A 25719-nucleotide genomic window follows, 5' to 3' on the forward strand; every position below is an offset into this window, starting at 1 on the left:
TTTACCTCACCAGGCTTGAAAACTGCTATGATTGCGGCGCGGAACGGGGCATTAATCCGGGGGTGGGGGATTGAAAAAAAATGAGCTGTATTTATTGAGGGGCGATCTGATAGTTTTCTGCTAAATATCCGTTGCGAGTTGTAGAATTTGGTTGGGTGAATTTCCCCTTCGCAATTAAGAGAATACCAGCCTGCCGGTTTTTAACCAAAACTCGATCGCTCCGCCCAACGCCACACCTGCTAAAGAAATGGTAGTTAATATTACAAAAGCCCGCCAATTTTTCCCACCAGATATTTGAATATCGAGTCTTGCCAAAGCTGCGGCTGAAATTAAGAGTAAACAAGTAGCAAAAAGGTGCAGCCAGGCAACTATTACCACTGCCAGAAAAGCTCCTACAATAATAGAAAGAAAAGCACCCATATCACTCGAAAACCATCCCCTAACTAAGGCTTTTGTGTTTCTCATCGGGAATGACAAAACGATAGCCAACACAAAAATTGAAGCTAGGGCTAAAAACCAAGTCAGGTGCGGGGGAACATCAAACTCAGATAATTTCCAGCCAAAGGTGAAATAAGTAACAAAAAGTAGAGTTAGGGAAACCCAAGAGTTTTTTTTCATCCGATGGCAAATTTAGGAGAACCAGGAAAAAAAGATGACGATCCCGATGAGTTTGTACAGGGCCTAGAGGTTAGTAGAAATAGCTTGCACGGGACAGGTAGGGATGCACTGCTCGCACACGATACACCGCGATCGAGCAAAACTTAGTTTAAAGCTTTCTGCGTCAAGGGTCAAGGCTTCGGTCGGGCAAACGCCCGTACACAAACCGCAGTGAACGCAGATATCTTCGTCTATGAGTATTTCCCGGCTGGCTAGGGAAACGCTGATGTTTTGCGATCGCATCCAGTCGATCGCGGCTTCTAGTTGGTCGATGTCCCCTGATAACTCTAGCACCAGTTTGCCCACTTGGTTCGGAGCCACCTGAGCGCGGATAATGTTGGCTGCCACATTAAAATCCTTTGCGAGTCGATAGGTGACAGGCATTTGGATCGATCGTTGCGGAAACGTCAGTGTTACCCGTTTTTTCACCCTGCAAGTCCTCGGTAATTTACAAACAATCTTTGTTATCTTATGTTTTAGCGCACTTGGTCTAATTCTGGGCTCTTCAAAAATTTTTGTGAGATTGGTCTGATTATCTCAAAATGTGGTATAATCTTAATTTATTATTAACAATAAAAACCTAGAAATAAAACAGCAATCTATTTTATGACCCAGAATTCGCCCAACTCAACAGTCGCCCCCGCCGCCAAAAATCCCGAAACAAAAGTAGCCACGCGCCTCAGAAACTTATTGATCGTGTTAGCAGCGATCGCCCTTTCAATATCCCTATTCTTCGGGGTGCGAACTCAAACGCCGACAACTACCCTCACCGAAATGGCAAAAACCTCCGCACCCCTAGAAACAGCTTTAGCAAACGGCAAGCCGACGCTGATGGAATTTTACGCTAATTGGTGTACTAGCTGTCAGGCAATGGCTAACGATCTGAGCGAAATCAAACAGAAATATGCCGAACCGCTGAATTTTGTAATGCTGAATGTAGACAATGACAAATGGCTGCCAGAAATCACAAAATATCGAGTAGACGGCATTCCGCACTTTGTCTATTTGAACGATAAAGGCAGCGCCGTTGCTGAAACGATGGGCGAAATGCCGCGCAGTATTATGGAAGATAACTTAGAAGCTTTAATTGCAGGAAAACCTCTGCCCCACGTCCAAGCTGGCGGTCAAATTTCTAATTTTACTCCCCCCACAGGACCTGTGAAAACAAGTAGCTCCGACCCCCGCGCCCACGGCAGTCAAGTACAGTAAAAGAAGGAAGAAGGAAGAAGGAAGAAGGAAGAAGGAAGAAGAAAGAAGGAAGAAGGAAGAAGGAAGAGGGAAAAGGGAAGAAGACTTTAGGAACAGGCATCTTGCCTGTTCCTGATTGCGATAACTTACAGAGATTCAAAAGCCCCTGGCAACTTCTCTCGCTGTCTATTTTGGGCGATCGACTACCTCTAAAGAAATATTCACAAAAACTTTTGGGAAAATTTATTAAGATTTATTATACTCCTCGTAAGGTGCGTCAGTAGATATTCTCTCACCCCCCAGAGAAATTTAAGACGCTGGGCACCCTACAAGAATTAATCTGACTGACTGGGTAAACTTTTCAATTCTAAAATCTAAAATCTAAAATCTAAAATCTAAAATCCAATGACCGCCGATAAACCCGGATTCAGCATTAGCGCGACCGCGATTCGCCGCCACATCGGCACCCTCATGCTGACACTTGCCATTATAGTCGTGGGCATTTTCTACATAACCCAACTGCCCGTTGACTTGCTGCCCTCCATCACCTATCCCCGCATCAGCGTGCGCTTAGACGCCCCCGGAGTCTCCCCAGAAGTCGCCGTTGACGAAATTACCCGCCCCCTCGAACAAGGACTTTCCGCAACAGAAGGAGTCACGCAAGTTTTCTCCCGCACTCGCGAAGGACAAGTCAGCGTCGATTTATTCTTTAAACCGGGCGGCGATATTGACCAAGCCCTCAACGACGCTACAGCCTCCGTCAACCGCATTCGCAACCGACTTCCCGATACAGTTGAATCGCCAAATCTGTTTAAATTTGACCCTTCTCAACAGCCGGTTTACGAATTTGCCCTGACTTCAGACTCGCGCCAAGGGGTAGATTTGCGGGTATTTGCCGATGAAGAATTGGCCAGGGAAATAAACGTGATTCCCGGAGTAGCTTCCGTTGACATTTCCGGCGGCGTTCAAGAAGAAATTCAAGTTAATATTGACCTGAATCGGCTGCAAAGTTTAGGAGTTAATCTTAACGACGTTTTTAATGCTTTGCGCGAGCGCAATTTAGACACTTCCGGCGGCCGGCTGCGGCAAGAATCAAACGAACCGCTGGCGCGCACAATCGGCCGCTTTAAAAATGCGACAGAAATCGCCAATCTTTCCTTTCAAGTATCTGGTTCTAACCCGCCCAAACGAGTTTACCTGCGCGATTTTGCAAAAGTAAATGACGGTACAGAAGAACAGCGAGTCAAAGTTTTTCTCAATCAAAAACCAGCCGTTAAAATTAGCATCTTGAAACAGCCGGACGCCAACACCATTACTGTTGTAGACGGAGTAAAAAATCGCATCAAAGAAATGCAGGAGTCAGGCTTAATTTCGGCAGACATGACCGTAGTTACGACCTTAGACGAATCCCGATTTATCCGCAATTCCTTAGCCGATGTGACCAATTCGGGAGTTTCCGGCGCAGTCCTCGCCGCGATCGCAGTTTTGTTCTTTTTAGGTTCCCTGAGACAAACCCTGATTATCTCTCTGACTATTCCCCTGTGTACTCTAGCAGCCATTATTTTAATGCGGCTGTTCGGCTTGTCGCTGAACTTGTTTAGTTTAGGCGGTTTAGCGTTAGGAATCGGTCAGGCGATCGACACCAGCGTAGTTATTTTAGAAAATATAGTAGTCGGTCTAGACAGCAACCCTCATCTGAAAAAAGGCAGAATCAAAGATCGAAAAGAACGCACAATAGAAGAGTCAGTATTGCGGAGTGAAGAAGTAGAATCAGCAATGGTTGCCTCAACAGCAGCGAACTTAGTATCAGTGCTGCCATTTTTGCTGATTGGCGGCTTCTTTTCGCTGCTATTTAACGAATTAATATTGACAATTAGCTTTGCAGTAGCGGCGTCTCTGTTAGTAGCTTTAACTGTAGTGCCGATGCTGACTTCTCGCTTGATGGGAATCTCTTATTCCAGCGGTATCAATCAGTTCGGGCCGATAAAACATTTTAACCGCGGCTTTGAAAACGGTACGCGTGCCTACGGTTCAATGCTGTCAAAAGTCCTGGGTTTGCGGTTAATTATCATTGCAGTCGCTTTTGTCATTTTAGGCGGCGGCACTTGGGTGATGGCAGGTCAAATTCCCCAAGAGATTTTGCCGAGAGTTAATACAAGTCAAGCTCGATTATTTGCTTCGTTTCCTCCGGGTACTAACTTGGAAACAAATCAAAAAGTGGTTGCCGCCGCCGATAAACTTCTGCTCGCACAGCCAGAAACAGCCTACACTTTAACGACAGCGGGAGGGCTGCTTTTCGGCAACAATACAGTGGAAAATTTGCTCAGGGGAAGCAGCACAATCACGCTAAAACCAGGTACGAATACTATCGCTTTTACGGAAAGAATGACTGAGGAATTCAAGAAACTTGACGTTCCTAAAGGAACTCGCCTCCGGCTAGTTCCAGAATCGATTAGGGGTTTAGTTTTAACTAATTCCCCAGTGCGGGGCGGCGAAATTGATGTGATAGTTCAGGGGCCAACTGAAGAAGTATTGCAGCAAGCAGGCAGTCAGATATTAAAAGAATTAGATGAGAAGGTAAAATTAGCCCGGTTTCGGCCGGAGGCAGACCCGGCGCAGTCAGAAGTGCAAATTCGTCCAGACTGGGAAAAGGCTGCGGTGTACGGGCTGACGGCCCAAGACATTGGGGAGACGATTCAGACAGCAATTGAAGGTGCTGTTCCGACTCAATTGCAGCGGGGAAACCGTTTGGTAGATGTGCGGGTGCAGTTCGATCGCACTTCTGTAAAAAATACTTCCCAACTCGGACAAATTCCCTTATCTGGCGGCAATAACAGCATCGTCCGTTTAAGCGATGTGGCCAATATTACGATCGGCAAAGCACCAGGAGAAATTCAGCGTCTCAACCAGCGGCAAGTTTTCTTAGTTGTCGGAAACTTGAATAAGGGTGCAAGTCTCGGCGATGCTGTCCAGCAAGTCGATGCAGTTTTATCAGAAATGAAGTTGCCGCCAGGAGTAAGCATTGTGCCGAGTTCGGCTGCTGAAACTAATCAGCAATTGCAAACTTCTCTAAAACTTTTGGGCGGGTTGGCGACTTTTTTAGTGTTTGTAGCGATGGCGGTGCAGTACAATTCCTTGGTTGACCCGCTGGTGATTTTGCTGACAGTGCCGCTGGCATTGGCTGCGGGTATATTCGGGCTTTATGTGACCAAAACTGCGATCGGTGCGACGGTGATGATCGGTGCAATTTTGCTAGTGGGAATTGTGGTGAATAACGGCATCATTATGATCGAGTTGGCGAACCAAATTCTGGAAGAGGAAAAGGTCGATCGCACTACAGCAATTCTCAGGGCGGCACCTCAGCGCTTGCGACCGATTTTGATGACAACTATTACTACAGTTTTGGGTTTGTTTCCCCTAGCTTTGGGAATTGGAGAGGGTTCGGAGTTTCTGCAACCTTTGGGTGTGGTGGTGTTTTCCGGTTTGTCGCTGGCGACGCTGCTGACGCTGTTTATTATTCCCTGTTTCTATATTTTGCTGCACGATTTCTTTGGGATGTTTGCAGCGAAGAAGAAGCCGCAGACGGTTGCTATTCCCGTGCAGAAGGCGGCGAGAAAGACTCCGAATTTGTAAAATGTAGTGTCAGCTTTTTACGCACTTCGACGCAATCCGGCAGGGGTTTAAACCCCTGCCTCAAAGCGAAAGTCGGTTAAAACCGACTGTAGATTTTGACGGGAAGGGCGATCGATTTTAGTCCTCTTTCAGAGGACTTTAGCTATGAGACAGGCAGGGGTTTAAACCCCTGCCTCAAAGCGAAAGTCGGTTAAAACCGACTGTAGATTTTGACGGGAAGGGCAATCGATTTTAGTCCTCTTTCAGAGGACTTTAGCTATGAGACAGGGAATTCATTCCCTGTCGGAGTGTCGGATTTACCAACAATACCGCTACTGCATTTGAGGTGAAGTTGACGCGGCAAGAATTAGTGGGTAAGGTGCGTCATTAAACATTCTATGACTCCCAAAAGAAATTCCCGACTGACGCACCCTACGAGAATTAGTGTGTTTGACATCCGAAACATTTTATGTTACAATAAATACTACACAAAAAACTGGCAAAACAAACTTAAACAAAAATGCCCTACGAAAAATTAGACATATCAGCCCCAAAACCAGTATTATCTTGGGCAAATCACGCCCTCGGCGAAAAAGAAACCAAGATGACCGCAAACGTAGCATCTTTGCCCTTTGTATTCAAACACGTCGCACTAATGCCCGACGTACATTTAGGCAAAGGTGCTTTAGTCGGTTCAGTAATTGCCACAAAAGAAGCGATTATTCCGGCTGCGGTGGGCGTGGATATTGGCTGCTTTACTGATGATACACAAATTCCTCTAGTTGATGGCAAATCTTATGCGATCGGAGAACTGGCTAGGAGTCAAAAAGAATTTTTTATCTACTCCTGTACAGAAACAGGCCGAATTGTTGCTGCTAAGGCTACAGCCAAATTAACTAGAAACAATGCCGCACTGGTTAAAGTGGTACTGGATAATGGAGAAGAAATCAAATGCACTCCCGATCATCAATTCATGTTGCGGAATGGTGAATACCGAGAAGCGCGGGATTTGACAACTGGAACCTCTTTGATGCCCTTTTATTCCAAACTAGATAAGGATGGGTATACCTTAGTACAGCAAAACTATTCCGGTAGATGGCAGAAAGCTCATTGGATGATTGCTCGTTCTGGTTTGTTAGGAGACATACCATCTTTCCCCAATCAGAGAACAGTGATTCATCACAAAAACTTTGATACCGCAGATAATAGACCAGAAAATTTAGAATTCATGGGTAATAATGACCACTCAGCCTATCACCGCTCATTGGTTGATAGAAACACCTATTGGCAATCCCTGGAATTTGAACAGAAAAGAAAGCAAGCCCTAGCTGATAAAGCTCAAACCTCAGACGGACACAGATATTATGCAGAACGCGGCACGAAAAATATTCTTAAGTATATGGAGAAAAATCCCCAACACTTCAGAGAGTCAGTTGCAGGGAATGGCGAACGAGGAAAGCAGTATCTAATTAATTACAATCAGAGTGAAAAGGGGAAAGCAAAGAGTAAAGAAATTGCTAATCGGCTATACACTTGTGAGACTTGTGGAGATCAAATTAAAACTCCTATCGGGCTTCACAATCATCGGAAAAATCAGCACGGCTACAACCACAAAGTAGTTGATATTATTCCTTTAGTTGAAAAGGAAGATGTCTATTGCCTAACAGTTCCCGAATACGGCAACTTTGCGTTAACTGCAGGAGTATTTGTCCATAACTGCGGTATGATGGCTGTGAAAATGCCTTTCACCGCCCACAAATTAGAAGGCAAACTCAAACAAATTAGACTCGATATCGAAGCGGCGATTCCTGTGGGATTTGCAGAAAATAAAGAAGTAGAAAAAACAGTCACCAACTGGCAAGGATGGGGGGAGTTTAAGGAACTTCATCAAGGTGTGCAGCATCAAAAGAATAAAGCCTTAAAACAAATGGGCTCCCTCGGCGGCGGCAATCATTTTATTGAGGTTTGCGTTGATACTGAAAACTTTGTTTGGCTGATGCTGCATTCCGGTTCTCGCGGCATTGGAAATTTGCTCGCACAGCAGCACATCGAGACTGCTAAAGATTTAGCTAAACTGGCAGAAATTAATCTGGCTGACAAAGATTTGGCTTATTTTGTAGCGGGTACGCGGGAGTTTGCGGCTTACTGGCATGATTTGCAGTGGGCGCAAGATTATGCTCGTTTTAATCGCGATGTAATGATGAATCGGTTTAAGCGAATTGTGGAAAAGCACGTCGCGGGCGGCAAATCTGTTAAGCCGTTATTAGAGGTGAATTGCCACCACAATTACGCGGAAAAAGAGGTGCATTTTGGCGAAGATGTGTATGTGACTCGCAAGGGTGCCGTGCGCGCGGATGTTGAGGATTACGGGATTATTCCGGGCTCGATGGGGGCGAAGTCTTTCATTGTTAAGGGTAAAGGTAATGTTGAAAGTTACTGTTCTTGTGCTCACGGTGCGGGGCGCTTGATGTCTCGCACTCAAGCGAAGAATGTATTCACTCTCGATGATTTTGTGCGGCAGACTGAGGGGGTTGAGTGCCGGAAAGATGAGCAATTTTTAGATGAAATTCCGGGGGCTTATAAGCCGATTGATGAGGTGATGAGTCAGCAGTCGGATTTGGTGGAAGTTGTGGCGACTTTGAAGCAGGTGGTTTGTGTCAAGGGTTGAATTTAAGGGAAGCTATAAAGGCAATAGCCCTTGAGCACGTAGTCTAGCAGCAAAAGGAGATTCGCCAGCTTCAATTTCTGCCTGTTTAACATACTCTTTTCGTCGCTTGATTTCTGCATCGAGTTCTTGTTTGCCATCCCAATAATAAGCTAAGGCAGAAAGAATTTGGCTCATAGTTAAGTAGCGATGATTGAGGTGTAATTCTGCTGGACTCCCACCATAAGCTATCTGAGATTCGACTAATTCAACGACTTTCATCGTAGTTCCGGCTATGATGGGAACATTGTCTTCGTTCAGTTCTATATATTTATACTCGGTCTTTGTAAGTGTCCTGGTTTCTGGTTTGTCGATCGGCTCTTAAATAGGATGTCTATTTTCTAGTATACTTCGCCGAATCCATGCTACAACAGCAGCGACTAAATCGGGTTGGCTGGGTGAAAAAGTTGGCAAGGGAATATTTCCTTGTTCGCACACCACACAAATCGCGCGATCGAATTTGCTTAAAGCTTTCAGAAATGAATCGTTAAATCCTGTGGGCGTGGCTGAGAGTGCGGTGGAATCGTAGCAGATGAAAAACAGGGGAATTTCGCTTTGGCGGCGCAGGGAATTCCAATAGAGTTTGAGTTTTTGCATTGTATCTGGATACCCATTCTGCCACTCTGGACAATTTTGATTTAGAATTTCATCGTAAATTTCTTGGGCGGGGTTATCCGGGTCGATGAATTGGTGAGTGTCGATGCAAATTAGTTTTACTTTGCTGCATAGATCGGGTCGATCGTTAATGGCTTCGGCAAGGATTTGGGGTAAGTTTGCTAAGTTGAGGCTTGCTGTTGCGGAGTCGGTAAGGGTGTCTGGATGCCAAGCTTGATAGAAGTCGGGGTAAGATAGATTTTCAGAGCATTGCCAGAGGAATTCCCAGCAAATTTTGTGAAGCTTAAAATCTTTCTCATCGTTCAATTGAACAGGTAGGGCTTCTTTTAAAGCTGACACTGCTGATTTTAGATGCAATTTAATTATATGCCTTAAATCTTGAATCACCTCAAAATTAATTGGTTCATCAGAAGTCGTGCAAATCTGACTAATTAATGATTTGATTTTATCTTCAGAGTTCGTTTCCATTTTTTTTGATTCCGAAGACTCTTCAAAAGAGTTAGGTACAGTAACCGTCAATAAAATTGCATCGGGATGGTTAGAATCAATTTTTCCCACACACTGAGCAGCAATACTACGAACAAGCGGATCATCGGGACTACTATGTATGAGATCAACCAGATGGGTAATTGTTTCCTGATTATCCTTGCCAATATTTGCCAACACAATAACCGCTTTCATACGAACACCTGGAATAGAACAGGTTTTGATTAAGTTAATTAAACTTTCAACTGCTTTTGGATGTCCAGGAACAACTTTGCCTAAACTATCAGCTACTTCAATACAACGATATTCATTCGGAGTATTGAGTAAGTTTATTAACTGCGGAATTACAAGAGAATGATTAATTTCTCGTAGTATTTGCTTCGCAGCATCTCTAATCTGAGGATAAACATCTGTGAGCCATTGATTAAGTTCAACACTTAAATAACCAAAGCTCCACTGAACAATTTGTTTGATAATCTCTAATGCTGAGTCATAGTTGTCAAATTCGGCTATTCCTTTAGCTGCCATTAAAAATGCCTGATAATTATAAAAACATCCACACCCATCCTCAAACTTGACCAGAGCATCAATAAATTCCTGTTTCGGCTTTGGTTCTATCTCGCCTCGCCCCAACCACAGCAAAATCACCTCTTTCCACTGCTTCTCAAAAATGCGGTAAATACCCTGCTTCGGATTCTCCGGCACATGATTTAAGAAAAAGTGCCAATCCGCAATTGCACAAGCAGCAAAATATTCCTGAAACGTGGGATGGTAGAAAGCATAAACAGGCTTTTTGGTGCGCGTATCCCTGTCAACTAAAACCAACCATCCCAATTCATCCGCTAAATCAAACCACTCTTCCCCCATTTGCTCGATCGCAAATTCTTGCTCAATCCGAAACCGATTGGCGCTTTCCATTGCCGCTAAAGCCAACTTTGCCAAAGCTTGTTGAATCTGTTTTTTATCCGTTTCCTTTAATACTCGGTGCTTTTTCTGAAATTCCTCTTGTTTCCACTCAAAAAAATAAGTAGTAAACTGCTCGTAAAGTGCCGCCTTCGTTTCGGGCAATTCCTGTTCGGGTACGCACCAAGACTGACACAACATCGACAACCGCAGGGGATTGCGTACCAGTTCTTTGATTCGCTCTTTTCCCGGTTCTTTTAACTGTCTTGTTAAGCGTTTTCCCTGTTCTCGCCAAAAATTTTCATTGTCAGAATTGCGCCGTTTCTCATCCTGACTCGCCTCCTCAAACCACTGGCGAATAAACTCATCCACATCATCCGGTTCAAATTCCAAAGTTTTATAAGTATCAAAACTTGTCAGGGTATTGCTAATCGCCGCATCCCAAACATTCAAACGGCAAGTTAGCACCACCCGCGCCTTACCCACCCAGTCTGTCAGTTGTTCCCGAATTTTCGCCAACGCCTGCACGGGGGATTCCGCCGCCATTTCATCCACGGCATCAAGCAGCAACCACACTTTACCTTGACAGAAAAGTTGTTTGAGAGCTTTTCTGATTCCTGGCGTTACATTTTCCGCATCAGCATCGATAAAATATAGCGCTTTTTTCAGCCAATTATCGAGTAAATAATCTTCAATGGTGCTTTCCCGTAAATCTGCCAGTCGAATACAAATCGGAAAATCCGGGGAATTTTTCGGCAACCGTTCCGCCAATTCTCCCAACAGCGTAGTTTTCCCCGCACCCGGTTCGCCAACGATCGCGATATGCTTGCCTTTTTCGGTGCGATTTTCGGCAATCACTTTCTGGAAAAAAGCCTCATCTTTATAAGTTTGGACGATTTGCAGTTCTGGTTCTTTCTGGCGTGACTCTTCGCCTGTGGGGTTTGGTATGGGGTTTGGTGTTTTGGGACGTTCCATTAATCCCAAGGGAACGTAAATATTTAATTCATATTGTTGTGCTGTTGCTTGACGGCGGAGTTGTTGAGTTGCTACAACTTTGTCGCAGATATCGCGCCAGTCGATTTCTGTTGGTGTGAGTTTCGATGTAGGTGGGTTTAAGTCGTTTGCATCGACTATATCTGTTACTTCCAAACCTAAAGCTTTGCAAATCGAAATTGCAGACTCTCTATCTACCGCTTCTCCCCGGAAAAACCGCTTAACGGTTGTTTCGTTCACTTCCGCTGCTGTGGCGATGTCCAAATAAGTCCAAACTTTGTCGTTATGGTTGCGTTTAGCAGCTTTGGCCGTTGTGAGTTTTTTTCGTCCTTCTTCCGTTGCGCGAATACCACGTTTGCGGGTTTCCTTCATCGGTAGTAGCTCAATACCATTGTAGATATCAATACATTAACCGATCGCACCGATCGCCCGCCAGTCTGAAAGCCCGCCAGGGGTTTAAACCCCTGGCTAATAGCGAAAGTCCACTTAAGTGGACTAAAAATATTTCGGACTTGATGGCGAACGTAGCAAGATATCAGAACAGGGAACTTAATATCTGAACTGAACTGCCTTAATTTCAACCTCTACACTTCAGTATCACTGAATCATGACCTTCAGAGATACACAAAATATGTTTAACCGGATTACAAAAAGCGGAAAAAATCAAGACAATCGTCAAAAGTTTGTGGGGCGAGTTATAGAGATCGCATTTGTCACACAAGCCATCATTATCGGCATCAAGGGCAATCTCGATGTGAATTCAGGTAAACCCGTCCTCGATGTTATCCCGTCGATGATTACTCAAGCTATAGAGTTAATCGTCAAAACCCGCCGCACCCAAAAGAGTTTTGATGAGATCGATCGCATTAAAAAAGAGCGCACAGCCCAAAATCCCGACGATTGATAGCGCTTCGAGGGTGCAAGATCGATCGCACAAACAGCATCAAAAGGGGGAAATTGAGCTTAACTCGATTTCCCCCTCTTGACAAACGCTTTGTTTTCTGAAGCTTTTCTCTAACAAACCATCTGTCTCGACTCAATTTCTAGCAAGCGCAGCAGTCTTTCATCGCCATTGGCTTGGGCTGCTTGCTTTCTTCGATCGAGAATATTGCAAATATTCGCCCGGTGCACTTGCGCCACTTCCACACCTGTTAGGTAAGATTTAACCGCCGCTGGGTCGCTAGCTGCTGCGACATCCCGATCGCCAGCTTGAGAATCTCCCTTTCTGGTATAGTTTGTGCCGCCGTATTTTTTGGGGTGGGGAATGTGTCTCGGATAGCGATAGTTCCAGTTTTGACCCCGATATTTGCCCGCAACTTCGCCTTCAACCATATCGACGGTCGGAATGTCGTACTCGTAGTTTGCGCCGCGATAAGTGAGTTTCATATTTTTTGATCCTTATATGTATGGAGATAAAAAGGGCAGTCAGGTCAGCTTGGGTTTTCCTAGCTAAAACTTTTTTAGTTTCTGTATTCAATTATACTGTTTTTTCAGATGAATCCGTTTTTTTTACAAAAATTAATATTGTGAGGGGGAGACGGCAGGAAAAAACCCGCCGCAGCGGGTTTAATCGAGCTTTTGACTGCTTCGAGCCGCACCCTGCGCGAACCTGCTTCGCTTGGGAAGAACTACCCGACTGTCACCTGATCGGTTTGCACGTTGGTTGCGCCTTCTTCAGCAGAGGCGATCGCCACCAACTTGTCGAGAATTTCCTGACTCGCAACTTGACCCTTGAGAACAACCGTGCTGCTGAGCTGAGCAACCCAAACAGTATCGATATCCGCAACTTCTGGATCGCTGTCAAAAGCTAAAGCAACCCGCTTCGCCAAGCCGCTTTCGTCAAAAACTCCCTCGGGGCCGACTTTAGCAGGATCGATGGATTGCGATTGGGCTGCTTCCTGTACTACTTGTGCCATCGGTTGAGCCTGCTCTTGAGGCTTTTCGAGTCCGAACAGTCTTTTAAACCAACCCATAGTATTTGAGTCTCCTGAAAATACACTTTTTCCAAGATAGCTCTAGAATTCCCCAAGACTGGTAATTGTTGCAAAACTCAGCGAAATTTATCAAAATGTTTTGCCGGAAAACTTTCACAATCTAAAATTTTTAATGGTATCCAGATGTTGATGTTCCTATTTGATGTATAGGACGATCGCAACGCCGGAGATAGCAGGCGCGCAGTCAATCGATTTTAGATTTTAGATTTTAGATTTTAGATTGACCCCACGGATAAATGCTCTTTCTTGAGGATTTTAGATTTGCGATTTGGGATTGATTCCACGGATAAATCACGTGGCGGGTACCACCTTTGAAATTCTTGGTCAAAGTAGTTCCCACTCTCACCTTGAAAAAACTGCACAGCGGGCAGGAATACCTTTCCGGTTTGTTTAACTACCGGGGACATCTCGTGCCGGTCATTGATTTGTCCCAAATGATATAGAAAGGGCGGCCCGCGCTTACTTCGGGGTAGTCCTGTAGAAGTAGCGATCCGATTTGATCTAACCCGCTGTGTATAAGCAGATGAAAGGCAAAAATCACTACTTACAGCATTTTTTAGGTAAGTGAGGTACATAGCTTTCGATAGAGGACACGGCAGTGCCGTTTCCCGTAAGCGCTCGATCCCTTGACTGATGTACCTTATCAACGTGGAATTGGCTGTATTTACCAATTCCCAATTACAGATAATTAAATCTAATTCTTAACTTTTTAGATAATATTGTTCTGCTTCCGACCAATTCAGTTTAAGCAACGAATCATCTCCCCATGTCAGCTTGAGACTCGGCTTAATTGCTGTCACGCCCAAAGCGCTAATAATCTGCGCTGCTACAACTTTCGCCAATCGCGGCGGTACAGAATTTCCGACTTGGCGAAAACCGTGCCATTTTGTGACGTGAAATCTAAACCAGTCAGGATAGGAATGCAGCCGCGCAGCTTCTCTGACTGTAATGCACCGAGGGGCGATCGGGTGAATCGGTCTCGGCGAAGTATAAGCCCCCCTCGCCCTGTCGGTTCCGGCCCTGAGAGTGTTGCAAACTCCCTCGGGATGCAGCTTGTAAAAACGGCTGATCGGCTCTTTTTCGCCGTGTTTGGCAGCCTGAAACCTTTCCATACATTCCTGAGAATGTTTAGTTCGCAAACTACAAGAGAGGATTTGTCGATCGTACTCGCGATCGTAGGAATAATCATCATCCAAACCTTCGATTCCGCGCATTATACTCGCATAAGTGCTGCTCTTTCCGTACTCCGCGACTACCCAATCTCGGTGCAGCAACTCGCTGTAGTTTTCCACTTCCGGCAAATCTCCAATCGCATCCCAAACTGTCGGGACAGCAGGTAAATTAACTTTTTTATAGCGTTTAGGAACTTTAGTTTTAGGCAGTATAGTAGTTGGCTGAGGGTATTTGGGCAGCTCATAATCTTTTTTGCAGCCAATCAGAAACAATCGTTTGCGAGCTTGCGGCACTCCGTAGTTAAGGGCGTTGAGAACTTGATAGTTTTCTTCTACTTGATAGCCTGCTTCCAGAAAAGAGTTAATTAAAATATTCAGGAGTTCTTTGTGTTCTCCTGAGGCAATTCCCGGCACATTTTCCATTACGAAAAACTTGGGTTTTAGCTCCAAAACTAAGCGCTGAAAGTGAAAGATTAGAGAATTTCGCGGGTCGTCCACATCGCGCTTGCCCATCATCGAGAATCCTTGACAGGGCGAACCGCTGATTACTACGTCTATCTCGCGCCGCCCGATCGCCGATTTTTTGCGAATTTCCGATCCGCGAAGCTGTGCGACATCTTGGCACAAAATAGAACACATCGGGAAATTAAACAGGTGTGTCGCGCAGTGGACTGGATCAATTTCGACTGAGGCAAGTACGTCAAAACCTGCTTGTTCAAAGCCCAGTGTCATGCCGCCCGCGCCTGCAAATAAATCAACAGCGATCGGTCGCTTTTTCCGATTGCTTGGCATAACATTTCAATAACAAAGTTGCTTTAATTTGCTCTATTTAATTTAACATTTTTCATTATTTCCGCAGCCGCGCGATCGCACACGCCCACATCTCCGAGACTTTCGCGCATTTCCCGATAGCCTGCCAAAGTTTGCTGGCGCCGATCGGCATTTTGCAGCAATTCCAGTGCATGGTTCACTATATTTTCCGCAGTAGCGTCGTCTTGCAGCAACTCAGGGACGATCGGCTTCATTTGCACCAAATTGGGCGGAGACATAAAAGGAATCGAAAATTTCAGCACGTAGCGAGCAATAATCGCCGTAATCGGACTGACGCGGTAGGCGACAACTTGCGGAACGTCGAGCAAAGCTAGCTCCAGATTAACAGTACCAGATTTAGTGATGGCCAGATCGGCAGCAGCCAAGATTTCCAGAGTTTGATTTTCTAACAAAGTAGCCCGCAAACCGTAATTCTCGATCGCCTGTTCGATTTGGCTGCGGAAAGCTTGATTAGCAAGGGGAATCCAAAAATGAACTTCCGGCAATTTAGCTTGAATAATTTGAGCGGCCTCAAATATGACCGGCATCAGGTACTTGAGCTCTTGGTGTCTGGAAGCGGGAATTAGGGCGATCGACACCTTTTCCGGCACAATTCCCAAAGTTTTGCGGGCCACTTCCCGGCTGGGCGCAGATTGCATTCTATCCACCAAAGGATGACCAACCCAACTCACTTCAGCTCCTTTTTCCCGAAAATAACAAGCTTCTTCCGGGAAAATTGCCAAAAGTTTGTCGCAAATATTGACAATCAGCTCAGTATTGCGAGGAGAAATAGACCAAACCCATTCTTGAGGTGCGATGTACCAAACCACCGGCAAACCCGGCAAACAGCGGCGGATGTAGCTGCCAATACCGAGATTTGGAGTCAAATAATCAATCAATACAACCGCATCGGGGGGGAAGTTTTTGAGATATTTTTTAGCTTTTTCCTGAACTTTGATCGTTGGCAAAATATAGGGTATAGATTCTATAATGCCCATAGAACCAATACCCACAGTATCGCCTAAAATAGTAGCACCAGCTTCCGCCATACGGTGACCGCCCAATCCTGTTATTTCTAACTCCAAACCAGCGGCGACAGCGTGACGTTTTAAGGCTGCAACTAACAAAGCTCCTTGCAAATCGCCCGAAACCTCACCAGTGCTGATAAAAATTTTCATATTCTAACTTTAAACAGGTGAGATGTTTGCTAATAACTCAGTAACAGCATCATATTGATCTGGCATATTAGCACAGCGTAGGAGTAATTCTAAGTCGAGCTCGGGAAGGAATGTACTCCGGGCCACCTGCTCATAATTTTCACCTCTTAAGTAATAGAGAGATAACTGACTATTTTGCCAAAACCAGACTTCCCGAACGCCCAATCTTTTGTAGAACTCTAGAGTATTTATCCCGCCACTGGTAATTACCACTTCAATAGCAATATCTGGGACTATTTTTTTGGTTCCTATATCATAGGAATCATCCGGCTCTTTTCTACCGCCTAATTCTCTGTCACCCAGAGTCGGGCCGCCCTTGCCGTAAAATCGAATCCCATTTGCTCTCATATATGCCTCTAAGAGCATACAGAGAGTTTTCTTGATTATTTCGTGTTCGGGCGAGACAGTGATAATTTGCAGTATTCGATCGAGATAGAAAAATTTCACACCTCTGACATCTTTAAAAGCTGCTTCTATCCCTTGAAATTGCTGCCAACTAACACCTGAGAACCTAATGCAGCCATCTTGTTCTGTTTCAGGGGATGTAGATTTGACTGAAGTATATACATTCATAGAGCAACAGTCGCTTAGTTCATAAGTTTATTCTACCTCATTTATTTCTTGCCTGGAATCAAACCGCGCCGCCCTGTGGTTACAGACTGCTGCACAAATCTCCGCAGGTGCTGCAAGTGGGCGTTTTCTGGTAACAAATCCAAGTGTTCCAAAGCTTGATTGAGAGTGTAGCCAGAACGGTATAGAATACGAAAAGTTTTCTTCAAAACTAGCAAATCTTCTGGGGTAAAACCGGCGCGTTCGAGACCTACTTTGTTAATTGCTCGCACTCTCGAAGGATTCCCCTCGACTAGCATATAAGGAGGTACGTCTCGATCGATCCTGCTCAAGCCGCCCACCATAGACAAGCGGCCGATGTGGACAAACTGGTGAACGCCCAGAACACCGCTCAATCGGGCTTGAGACTCGATTTTAACGTGTCCGGCTAAGGCTACAGCATTGGCGATAATTACTCGATCGGCGATCGCGCAATTGTGTCCTACATGAACATAAGCCATCAATAGATTATGATTGCCAATTGTCGTGCTTTCACCCGCTCCTGTAGCGCGGTTAATTGTCACGTATTCCCGAATCAGATTGCTGTCGCCAATTTTCACCCTAGTCGCAGAACCCTCGTATTTCAAATCTTGAGGTTCCAAACCAATCGCCGCACCGGGGAAAATTTGATTTCGAGCGCCTATTTCTGTTAGCCCGTCGATAATTGCATGAGCGCCAATCTTAGTTTCCGGCCCGATTTTCACTCTTTCCCCAATTACAGCATAAGCTCCCACTTCTACAGTCGGGTGAAGTTCAGCACCGGGATGAATCACAGCAGTTGGGTGAATCAAAGTAAGCATTTGTCTGTTTTTTTGCTGGTAAGTGGGAAGGAAGAAGGAAGAAGGAAGAAGGAAGAAGGAAGAAGGAAGAGGGAAGAAGGAAAATTTTTAATTTTAAGATTGCTTGGTTCCTCGCAACGCTTTGCGGTTTTCAGTTAAGTTCAAAACTCAAAAATCACAACTCACAATTACCCGCAAACTCTTACCAATTCCCCAATTTAATCTACCATCGAAAACGTCAATTCTCCTTCACAAACTTTTTGTCCGTCTACTTCCGCCAGAGCCTGGATTTTTGCAAAGCGACGGCGTTTTACCCACAGCAATTCTACAGTCATCAGCAACTGATCGCCCGGTACAACCTGACGGCGGAACTTGACTTTATCAATTCCGGTAAACATCCACAATCCTTGCTCGATGTCGGGCAACTGAGCGAGAACAATACCGCCAACTTGAGCCATCGCTTCGACAATTAATACGCCAGGCATAATGGGCCTTCCGGGAAAATGCCCTTGAAAATGTGGTTCGTTGAAAGTCACATTTTTAATTCCTACAGCCTTCTCGGACTGCACGTAATCAACAATCTTGTCAACCAGTGCAAAAGGATAGCGATGAGGCAATAATTTCTGAATTTCTTCGAGAGTAAAAGTAGATTTAACCGCTGGAGAATCCTGACCGTTTTCGGTGGGAACGGATTCAGAATTAGCAGTATTGAGGGTGTTAACTTCAGTCAGCGTGGACATTACTTGAAGACTTTTGAGTGTAGTATGGTAGAAGGAAGAAGGAAGAAGGAAGAAGGAAGAAGGAAGATGAAATCTTAACCGATAACCTGTTTTTTCCTAACTTTTCTCTAGCGTAGCTAGAGCTTCCGATTTCAGGACTTGGGCAAGTTGGACGTGCAGATTGTGACTGGCTTTGTAAGCCAAGTAGTGAGCTTTTGGCCAAGTTCCTAGCAGACTGAGGTCGCCTACTAAGTCTAGGATTTTATGGCGCACAGGTTCGTTTGCAAATCTCAAGGGCGGGTTAAGCCAGCCGGAGCGATCGCAGACTAGGGCGTTTTCTAGGGTACCACCTTTGATCAAACCTGCTTGTCGCAATTGGTCAACTTGGCGAGCAAGTCCAAAAGTGCGGGCTGGGGCGATCGCCGTCGCAAAACTTTCTGCCTCTGGCGACCAACTGTACCATTGATTGCCGATCGCCTGTTCCTCAAAATCAATTCCGTAACTAAACCGAGTTTCCGCTGACGGTAAAGCCGCTGCAAAAGCATCCCCGTGACGCACCCAAATCGGCTGTTCTAGTACGCCGGAGGGAGTGGGGTCTTGCTTCGATTCTTGAGGAACTAAGCCGGTATGGGCGATCGCCTCTACCCATACCTGAGCTGAACCGTCCAGCAGCGGCACTTCCGGCCCATCAACCTCAATTCGAGCATTATCCGCTCCCATCCCCGCCAAAGCGGCTAATAGATGCTCTACCGTGCGAATTTGAGCATCAATACCTGCCAGTTCAGTGGAAAGTGCAGTCTGACAAACCGCCTCAATTTTTGCAGGAATTATCGGAGTACCGGGCAAGTCTATTCTGACAAAATAGCGGCCTTCCCCAACCTCTGCAGGCAAAACTCGGACGCGAGTTTGTTCGCCGCTGTGCAAACCGATTCCCGACAGTTCAAATTCAGATTTTAAGGTATGTTGAGTCATTTGGAAGAAGGAACAGTTGACTGTTGACTGTTGACTGTTGACTGTTGACTGTTGACAGCTTGCCGGCTCGCTTAGAGAAGGGTTGACACTTGACCGAAGGAAGAAGGAAGAGGTCCGAGTTGACTGTTGACTGTTGACAGCTTGCCGGCTCGCTTAGAGAAGGGTTGACACTTGACCGAAGGAAGAGGGAAGAGGTTTGAGGGAAGAGTGGGAGAGGGGAGATTGGGAGAATTAGTAATTAGCAATTACCCATTACCAATTACCAATTACCAATTACCCCCTAACTAATGTCAACGTTCAACAGTCAACAGTCAACAGTCAACAGTCAACAGTCAACTTTAATTAGAATCGCTCACCAATCCCAAAGTGAATTTGATTGTCGCCGGTGTCGTTGATACCGTAATCGATGCGGATCGGTCCTAAAGGAGATTGAATCCGCACGCCGAGGCCGTAACCGTAACCGCTACCCGGCTTTCCCCGGATACCGGCAGGATCGCCCGGGACATCTTTCCCCGTGCCCAAGTCGGTGCCAGCATCCAAAAATAGCGCTCCGCCGAGAAAAGAAACAATCGGGAAACGGTACTCAACGCTGGCTTCTAGGAAGCTGCGGCCTGCTCCCATGTCGCCTTCGTCGTATCCGCGCACCGAGTTGGCGCCGCCCAACGCAAAGGCTTCGTAGGGAGGCAAATCTCCGAATACGGTGCCGCCTCTAAAACTGAATGCCAGGGTTTGAGGGCCGGGGGTAAAGTTAGTGTACTTGACTGGTAGGTAAAAGCTGTAGCTGGCCCGCAGGCGGTTTAACAGGATGTTGCCGGAACCTACAGGAATCGATTGTTCCATCCCAAACCTGAGCAGGGAACCGCTAGTGGGGCGCAGGGGGTCGTTGCGCCGATCGCGCACAACACCTGCTTGCAGTGTTGTCAAGTCGTCGGAGCCCGAATCGCTAAAACTTAACAGGTTGCCTAGTTCGTCCCGGGATTCCCGACGCCCTTTGCGATCGGTAATGGAGACTCGCTGGTACTGCAAGCCGACTGAAGCAGTCCACTCAGAATCGGCAAAAGGATTGCGCGACAGGGGACGGGTGAAATTGATACCGGCACCGGTGCGGACGATGCGGGGTCGATCGTCGTTGGGCAATCTGACTTCCTGTTCGCCGCCGTCAAAAATCACGCTGATCGATCGCCTTCTAAAAACATTAGCAGTGAAAGAAGTGCGGTAAGGATCGCCGGCAATCCAGGGGTCAGTAAAACTCAGGTCAAACAGCGTTTGGCGTTCCCCGATTTGTACTTCAGCCCCCAATTTCTGGTTTCTACCGCCCAAGTTTTGTTGCTGGTAACTCACCGTACCGAACAAACCCGTCGCGGAACTCAAACCCGCACCTGCAGCCAGAGAACCAGTATTTTTCTCGATGACGTTGACAATTACCCTTGCCTTGCGGGGGTCCGTGGTTCCCGGTTCCAAGGCAAGCCGCACGTCTTCAAAAATTCCCAAACCAAACACCCGTCTCAAATCTCTTTCCGCCTTGGTGCGGTTAAAGATGTCTCCGGGCTTGAGTTCTACTTCACGGGTGATGACAAAGCGGCGGGTGTTGCCTCCGATCGGCTGACCCGTGGCATCCGTTGACTCTCCCTCCTTGTTCAGGAAGCGGACATCAACGGATTCGATCTGGCCTTCTGCCACTACCAGGGTGACTGTACCGTCGTCTGCTACTTGCGGGGCATCAGTGATTTGGCCCAAAACATAGCCGTTCTCTTGATACCACGCATTAATTTTTTTCACACCCTCCTCAAAGCGGCGGAGGTTGAGAATTTTGCCGTACTGATCGCGGAAGCTTTCGTCAATTACGCTTTGGGGCAGCACTTGCTGGCCGGTGATTGTCACTCCCCGCAGCACCGGATTTGCCTGCACAATAAAAGTCACCCGGACGCCCAACGGGGTGTCTTCCGGTACTGCCCGCACGTTTCTGAAAAAGCCCGTGGCAAAAATGGCGTTGATGTCTTGTTGCAGTTGGCTGCGGTTGGTCGTGCGTCCCGGTTGGGTGGTGATGACTCGGTAAATCTCGCGTTCCAAGTCTGCCGTCGCCCCGGTGACGGTAACTTCTGCAACTAGCACTTGCGGTTCTGCCGCCCCGGCGGGTGCGGGGGTTTGTCTGGGCTGCGGTGCTGTGCCAGGGGGCAATGGGGGAACGGTGTTAGCCGGCGGTCTCGTCGGGGCCGGTCTGGGGGTAACTTGGGCGTTTTGAGCGATCGCCCCGGATTCATCTGGTTTCCCTAGCTCTGCTGCGATCCAGGCGGGCGTTACAGCCGATGGCTCGGGGGGGAGCGGGCTGCCCATTTGCGCCTCTGGCAGGGCGTTTTGGCTGCTAGAGGCAGGGGAGGGGTTGGATGCTAGCTCGGGTTTGAGTTGAAGCTCCGAAGGCGAAACCGGGGAGGGCGTGTCTGTGAATCCGTCTCGGGGTTTGCGGTCGTTTTCTCCTCTGTCAGGTGCCTCCGCTATTTTTAGGGCTTCCCCTTTGCTGGTTTTAGCGGCTTTGCGGTTTTGAGGAGGATTTTGGGTTAATTCTCGAATGGGGCGATCGGGTAATTCGATCGGCGGGGCGGGGGTAACGGCGGCCAAAGTTTCCTCTGCTGATTCAGAGTATGATGTTTGGCCGGAAGCAGAATTTGATAACCCGAATGTTGCTGAGGCAGTAAAAACTGCCACCAATACAGCAGATAAGCGCATTTTTGTTCACTTTTTTAGGCAATCCACACACCACATTAGTCAATCAGTCATCAGTCATTAGTCATTAGTCATTAAGTCGGGTCAATTAGCTATCTCCCACTAACTGATGACTGTTGACTGCTGAGTGCTGACGCGGGAATAATGGCAACAAACTGTGCAATTATGACACTCCTGGGCCCCAAGGCGTGAGGATTCTTAGTTCAGCGACCGGACTTAAATTAAGAGCGCTGCCGCACTTAACTAGCTTTATCCCATCTCCCTAAGCGTTTACGCTACCGTTGTAGCAAGGTTCCGGTATGCCCTACCGTACCTATCCCGCAATGCGAGGATGTTAATTGCGACGTTTTGATCTGTGTCCATCTCACAACCGCACTTACATATATGCGATCGGGCGGACAGCCTCTGATTAACGATCGTCCCACAACTACTAGATTCTGGGCTTGTACAAGCAGGATTCACGGCGATCGTGATTCTACCAAATAGCTGGCAAAAGCATAGTCATTTATGACATGACATGGGAGGCATCAAGTCCCTCCCCCTTCACTTTTACTTTGAGCGGATTGACCCGCCTCGGCTGAACTACGCAGCTCTCTATCCCATTGCTAAACGCATTTGGGATTGCTTTTCTCAAAATGTTGTAGGCGCCATTCACATCGGAGTTAATTAATTGACCGACCGATGTCTTGTACAAACCTCTCTTGATTCGTTTACCGCTAAATACCATATCATCAGCGCCAGTATGCCCGTACACAGGAATCGGGTCTAGATTCAAAAAATTTGATTTAGATGTGTAAGATTCCTCTTGCACGATCACCTTAACTCCAACCAATCGAGCTTTATATTCCAACATCTCAATCAGTCGAGCGTGAGGAATACTGACGAAGTTTTGGTTGGTTTGCTTTCCTAAATCAATCTCGGTTTTCCATTGTGCATTTTTGCCAATTACTAAGATTCCAATTTTTTGGGCGACCAAATGATCGACAATCAGGCGACTGGTATGATGCAAGTAATTATCGACTTTTTGGTTGCGACAGCGAGTTAAGCGCTGAATGCGGGGCGAACTTTTGCGACTTCCTTTTAACTGAAATTGTAAGTGTGAAGAGCGTTTGTTGTAGAACTGGTTAATCGATTTTAATGGTCGCCCGTTAATCAACAGAGGGATGAAACCCGGCTGATTTGAAGTTAACGCCACTAAATTATTCAGTCCTAAATCAATACTAGCTGCCAAAATATCGTTACTGACGGTGGACTCCGGTTCATCATAAATTACCTCAATTACATACGAATCACATTTGGGAACCAACCTAACTTGGCAAATTCGATCGGGATTTACTTTGGTGTTTATCAAAATTTCCGTACCCGAAAGCTTGATAATTCCTTTTTTCAATTGCTTTCTGCTAATTGCCTGAATCGTATAGATAAGAATATTACGACCCTTGGCTTTATCCTTATACTTCGGCAGTTTTGGGCGACCAGTGAATTTAGAGTCATCAGCTTTATAAGCTTTGACTGCTTCAAAAAACGATTTCCAATTCTTGTCCAATATCATCAATATTTGTTGGCTGACTTTAGCTGGTAAAGCCTTGTATGCTTGATGATATTTCATCAAACGATTCATTTCATTGTAGTTGATGTAACCCCATCCATAAATAAAGCTCTGACGAATGACGTAGGTGGCAGCATTGTAGAGATTCTTGGATTTAAAAGCTAATTCATCAATTTCCGCGAAACGATGTTCTGTAGATTTAATGATGTGCCTCTCTGCTAGTTGCATTTAAGGTTTCCATCCTTTAACTCATGTGTTTTTTACTCGACTACTATGATAATATGATACTACTATTGTTTATTGATGCTTACAAACTTAACGAAGTTTCACAATACCTTCAATCCCACGTCAAGACCGATCGTGGTTCCCGTCGCTGGCATACTTTCTATAGGGTCTACCGAAATGCAGAATTGAGCCGAGTATCCATCAGCACGTTTAACTAATCTCACCCGCTTGATTTGACGAAAGATTGTATCACCCGTCGCGAGTACCTTTCATTTTTAATCGACCGATTCCGCACTTATCGGTAAATGTTATTGATTTACGATCGTCCGCTAGCTTACCTGAATTTGTTTTATACTCAACGCTTCGACACTCTTGTTGAAATTTCGGGAAACCTACTTTTCTACCTTTAACTCCTTTTTTAACATTTTCATAGAATCGCGATATCGAAGCCCATGCTCTTTCTGCACAGGCTTGTCGTGCCATTGCACCTAATTTATTAGCATTCGTCAAATTCTTTAACCCAAATATAGCGCTCCTCGCATCATTTGTGAATTTCTTACTCCCGGACCGCGAGTTCGGGGAGGGCTGGGGTGGGGTAAAAAATTTACAACTCCTGCAAGGATTGCCATAGCACAGTATTTAGAAAGATCGAACCAAGACTTCACATCACCCTCAATCCCTAACCGAATCGATTTGTGGCGAATGAATTGACAAATTCTGAGCGCTTCGCCAACTGCTTTAAAATGCTCAGGTTTTGCGTAACTTTTGACTTCTAATACAATCATTTTACTTGGTCATTATAGCCCTCCTAAATCATTTGTGAATTTCTTACTCCCTCGCCTTACTAAGGGAAGGGCTGGGGTGGGGTAAAAAATTTACAACTCCTGCAAGGATTGCTATAGATATCCTATGATACCCCAATCATCATAGGATATAAATAAATTAATTGAAGTCGCCCGCTTAGTGCGAGGCTCTGACTCCATTCTTTTAGTAGCGCATTGTTAATGCCTCTCAACTTTATGAGCTAGAACCCGTTGGAGAACTTGTTGGTAAGCGGTTTCCACCGATCCCAAGTCGCGGCGGAATCGGTCTTTGTCCATCACACGGGCGTCGGGGTCGGTTTCTGCGTTGTCCCAGAGGCGGCAGGTGTCGGGACTGATTTCGTCGGCGAGGATCAGATTTTGATGTTGGTCGATACCGAATTCTAGTTTGAAGTCTACTAGGGTGATGCCGCACTCGGTGAAAAATTCTTTGAGTATTTCGTTAATTTCGCGGGCGGCGAGTTCTAGTTGGTCTACTTGTTCGGGGGTGGCTAGCTGCATTAACTCGAGTCGGCCGCGGGTCAGCAGCGGGTCTCCCAAATCGTCGTTTTTGTAATAAAATTCGACCAGCGGCGGATTGACAATTGTGCCTAGGGCGAGGCCGGTTTGCTTGCAAAGACTGCCGGCGGCAATATTTCTGACTACCACTTCCAAGGGCAAGATTTGGACGCGACAGACTCGCATTTGGTTGGGGGCCGGCGTGTCGATAAAGTGGGTGGGAATGCCTTTGGCTTCTAGCATCCGAAACAGGTGGGCGGATACGGCGCAGTTGATTTCGCCTTTGCCGACGATGCTGCCGCGTTTCTGGGCGTTAAAGGCTGTGGCGTCGTCTTTGAAGTGGGTCAGCAAAATTTCGCTGTCTTCGGTGGAGTAGAGGATTTTGGCTTTGCCTTCGTAGAGTTTGCGATCGGCTGACATGGCGATGAATAATAAGGTAGATGAGTTTTAGATTTTACAGTACCTCTGTGAGGGC

General features: G+C 46.2%; 22 protein-coding genes and 1 pseudogene. 6 read left to right on the forward strand and 17 right to left on the reverse strand.

Going from position 1 to position 25719, the window contains the following annotated elements; translation table 11 throughout:
* Positions 1-174: 174 nt before the first annotated feature.
* Positions 175-618, reverse strand: coding sequence for a hypothetical protein (locus QUB56_RS03455; protein WP_332953196.1), 444 nt, complete (start codon positions 616-618; stop codon positions 175-177).
* Positions 619-681: 63 nt separating this feature from the next.
* Positions 682-1086, reverse strand: a complete 405-nt coding sequence (locus tag QUB56_RS03460) for an NIL domain-containing protein (protein ID WP_332953198.1) — start codon at positions 1084-1086, stop codon at positions 682-684.
* 177 nt (positions 1087-1263) lie between these two features.
* Between QUB56_RS03460 and QUB56_RS03465 the strand changes: the two genes are divergently transcribed.
* From QUB56_RS03465 to QUB56_RS03475, 3 genes are all read left to right on the forward strand, one after another.
* Positions 1264-1866 (forward strand): thioredoxin family protein, encoded by a 603-nt coding sequence (locus QUB56_RS03465; protein WP_332953200.1) that lies wholly within the window; start codon positions 1264-1266, stop codon positions 1864-1866.
* A gap of 384 nt (positions 1867-2250) precedes the next feature.
* Positions 2251-5478 carry an efflux RND transporter permease subunit gene (locus tag QUB56_RS03470; RefSeq protein WP_332953201.1) on the forward strand — a complete coding sequence of 1076 codons (3228 nt, stop codon included), beginning with the start codon at positions 2251-2253 and terminating at the stop codon, positions 5476-5478.
* Between the two features lie 499 nt (positions 5479-5977).
* Positions 5978-8125 carry an RtcB family protein gene (locus QUB56_RS03475; RefSeq protein ID WP_332953204.1) on the forward strand — a complete coding sequence of 716 codons (2148 nt, stop codon included), beginning with the start codon at positions 5978-5980 and terminating at the stop codon, positions 8123-8125.
* 12 nt (positions 8126-8137) lie between these two features.
* On the opposite strand, the gene QUB56_RS03480 is transcribed toward QUB56_RS03475, so the two are convergent.
* Positions 8138-8383 carry a DUF433 domain-containing protein gene (locus tag QUB56_RS03480; RefSeq protein ID WP_445243304.1) on the reverse strand — a complete coding sequence of 82 codons (246 nt, stop codon included), beginning with the start codon at positions 8381-8383 and terminating at the stop codon, positions 8138-8140.
* A gap of 99 nt (positions 8384-8482) precedes the next feature.
* Complete coding sequence (locus QUB56_RS03485; RefSeq protein ID WP_332953205.1) at positions 8483-11530, reverse strand: NACHT C-terminal alpha/beta 1 domain-containing protein; 3048 nt, start codon at positions 11528-11530, stop codon at positions 8483-8485.
* A 259-nt stretch (positions 11531-11789) separates the two neighbouring features.
* Here QUB56_RS03485 and QUB56_RS03490 point away from each other — a divergent pair, with 259 nt between their 5' ends.
* The gene (locus QUB56_RS03490) at positions 11790-12062 is read left to right on the forward strand and encodes a hypothetical protein (protein ID WP_332953206.1); all 273 of its coding nucleotides are present in this window, start codon (positions 11790-11792) and stop codon (positions 12060-12062) included.
* A 110-nt stretch (positions 12063-12172) separates the two neighbouring features.
* Here the strand turns inward: QUB56_RS03490 and QUB56_RS03495 are convergent, their stop codons facing one another.
* Positions 12173-12544, reverse strand: coding sequence for a DUF4278 domain-containing protein (locus tag QUB56_RS03495; RefSeq protein WP_332953207.1), 372 nt, complete (start codon positions 12542-12544; stop codon positions 12173-12175).
* A 242-nt stretch (positions 12545-12786) separates the two neighbouring features.
* On the reverse strand, positions 12787-13131 hold the full coding sequence (locus QUB56_RS03500) for a phospholipid-binding protein (protein ID WP_332953208.1): 345 nt from the start codon (positions 13129-13131) through the stop codon (positions 12787-12789).
* Positions 13132-13499: 368 nt separating this feature from the next.
* On the opposite strand from QUB56_RS03500, the gene QUB56_RS37090 reads away from it, so the two are divergent.
* A complete protein-coding gene (locus tag QUB56_RS37090; RefSeq protein ID WP_445243305.1) occupies positions 13500-13595 on the forward strand; it encodes a hypothetical protein in 96 nt (31 codons plus the stop codon).
* A 258-nt stretch (positions 13596-13853) separates the two neighbouring features.
* On the opposite strand, the gene QUB56_RS03505 is transcribed toward QUB56_RS37090, so the two are convergent.
* From QUB56_RS03505 to lpxA, 4 genes are read right to left on the reverse strand one after another with little or no spacing between them, the layout of a single operon-like run.
* Positions 13854-15116 (reverse strand): DNA cytosine methyltransferase, encoded by a 1263-nt coding sequence (locus QUB56_RS03505; protein ID WP_332953210.1) that lies wholly within the window; start codon positions 15114-15116, stop codon positions 13854-13856.
* Positions 15117-15139: 23 nt separating this feature from the next.
* The gene (gene lpxB / locus QUB56_RS03510) at positions 15140-16312 is read right to left on the reverse strand and encodes a lipid-A-disaccharide synthase (RefSeq protein WP_332953211.1); all 1173 of its coding nucleotides are present in this window, start codon (positions 16310-16312) and stop codon (positions 15140-15142) included.
* 9 nt (positions 16313-16321) lie between these two features.
* Entirely contained in the window at positions 16322-16924 is a 603-nt protein-coding gene (locus QUB56_RS03515) for a Uma2 family endonuclease (protein WP_332953212.1), read from the reverse strand.
* Positions 16925-16965: 41 nt separating this feature from the next.
* Entirely contained in the window at positions 16966-17760 is a 795-nt protein-coding gene (gene lpxA, locus QUB56_RS03520; protein ID WP_332953213.1) for an acyl-ACP--UDP-N-acetylglucosamine O-acyltransferase, read from the reverse strand.
* On the opposite strand from lpxA, the gene QUB56_RS03525 reads away from it, so the two are divergent.
* Positions 17761-17898 (forward strand): hypothetical protein, encoded by a 138-nt coding sequence (locus tag QUB56_RS03525; RefSeq protein WP_332953214.1) that lies wholly within the window; start codon positions 17761-17763, stop codon positions 17896-17898. It abuts the gene before it with no gap.
* A gap of 59 nt (positions 17899-17957) precedes the next feature.
* Here QUB56_RS03525 and fabZ read toward each other — a convergent pair whose 3' ends face one another.
* The 7 genes and pseudogenes from fabZ to purC form a co-directional block, all read right to left on the reverse strand.
* Positions 17958-18479, reverse strand: coding sequence for a 3-hydroxyacyl-ACP dehydratase FabZ (gene fabZ, locus QUB56_RS03530; RefSeq protein WP_332953216.1), 522 nt, complete (start codon positions 18477-18479; stop codon positions 17958-17960).
* A gap of 96 nt (positions 18480-18575) precedes the next feature.
* A complete protein-coding gene (lpxC, locus tag QUB56_RS03535) occupies positions 18576-19430 on the reverse strand; it encodes a UDP-3-O-acyl-N-acetylglucosamine deacetylase (RefSeq protein WP_332953217.1) in 855 nt (284 codons plus the stop codon).
* 342 nt (positions 19431-19772) lie between these two features.
* Complete coding sequence (locus QUB56_RS03540) at positions 19773-22154, reverse strand: BamA/TamA family outer membrane protein (RefSeq protein ID WP_332953218.1); 2382 nt, start codon at positions 22152-22154, stop codon at positions 19773-19775.
* A 267-nt stretch (positions 22155-22421) separates the two neighbouring features.
* Entirely contained in the window at positions 22422-22613 is a 192-nt protein-coding gene (locus tag QUB56_RS03545) for a zinc ribbon domain-containing protein (RefSeq protein WP_332953219.1), read from the reverse strand.
* 43 nt (positions 22614-22656) lie between these two features.
* Positions 22657-23928 carry a transposase gene (locus QUB56_RS03550; RefSeq protein WP_332953221.1) on the reverse strand — a complete coding sequence of 424 codons (1272 nt, stop codon included), beginning with the start codon at positions 23926-23928 and terminating at the stop codon, positions 22657-22659.
* Positions 23929-24035: 107 nt separating this feature from the next.
* A pseudogene (locus QUB56_RS37095) lies at positions 24036-24710 on the reverse strand (hypothetical protein); the annotation flags it as partial.
* Between the two features lie 216 nt (positions 24711-24926).
* Entirely contained in the window at positions 24927-25664 is a 738-nt protein-coding gene (gene purC, locus QUB56_RS03560) for a phosphoribosylaminoimidazolesuccinocarboxamide synthase (RefSeq protein ID WP_332953223.1), read from the reverse strand.
* Positions 25665-25719: the final 55 nt, after the last annotated feature.

This window comes from Microcoleus sp. AR_TQ3_B6, assembly GCF_036702785.1.
Taxonomy (GTDB): domain Bacteria; phylum Cyanobacteriota; class Cyanobacteriia; order Cyanobacteriales; family Microcoleaceae; genus Microcoleus.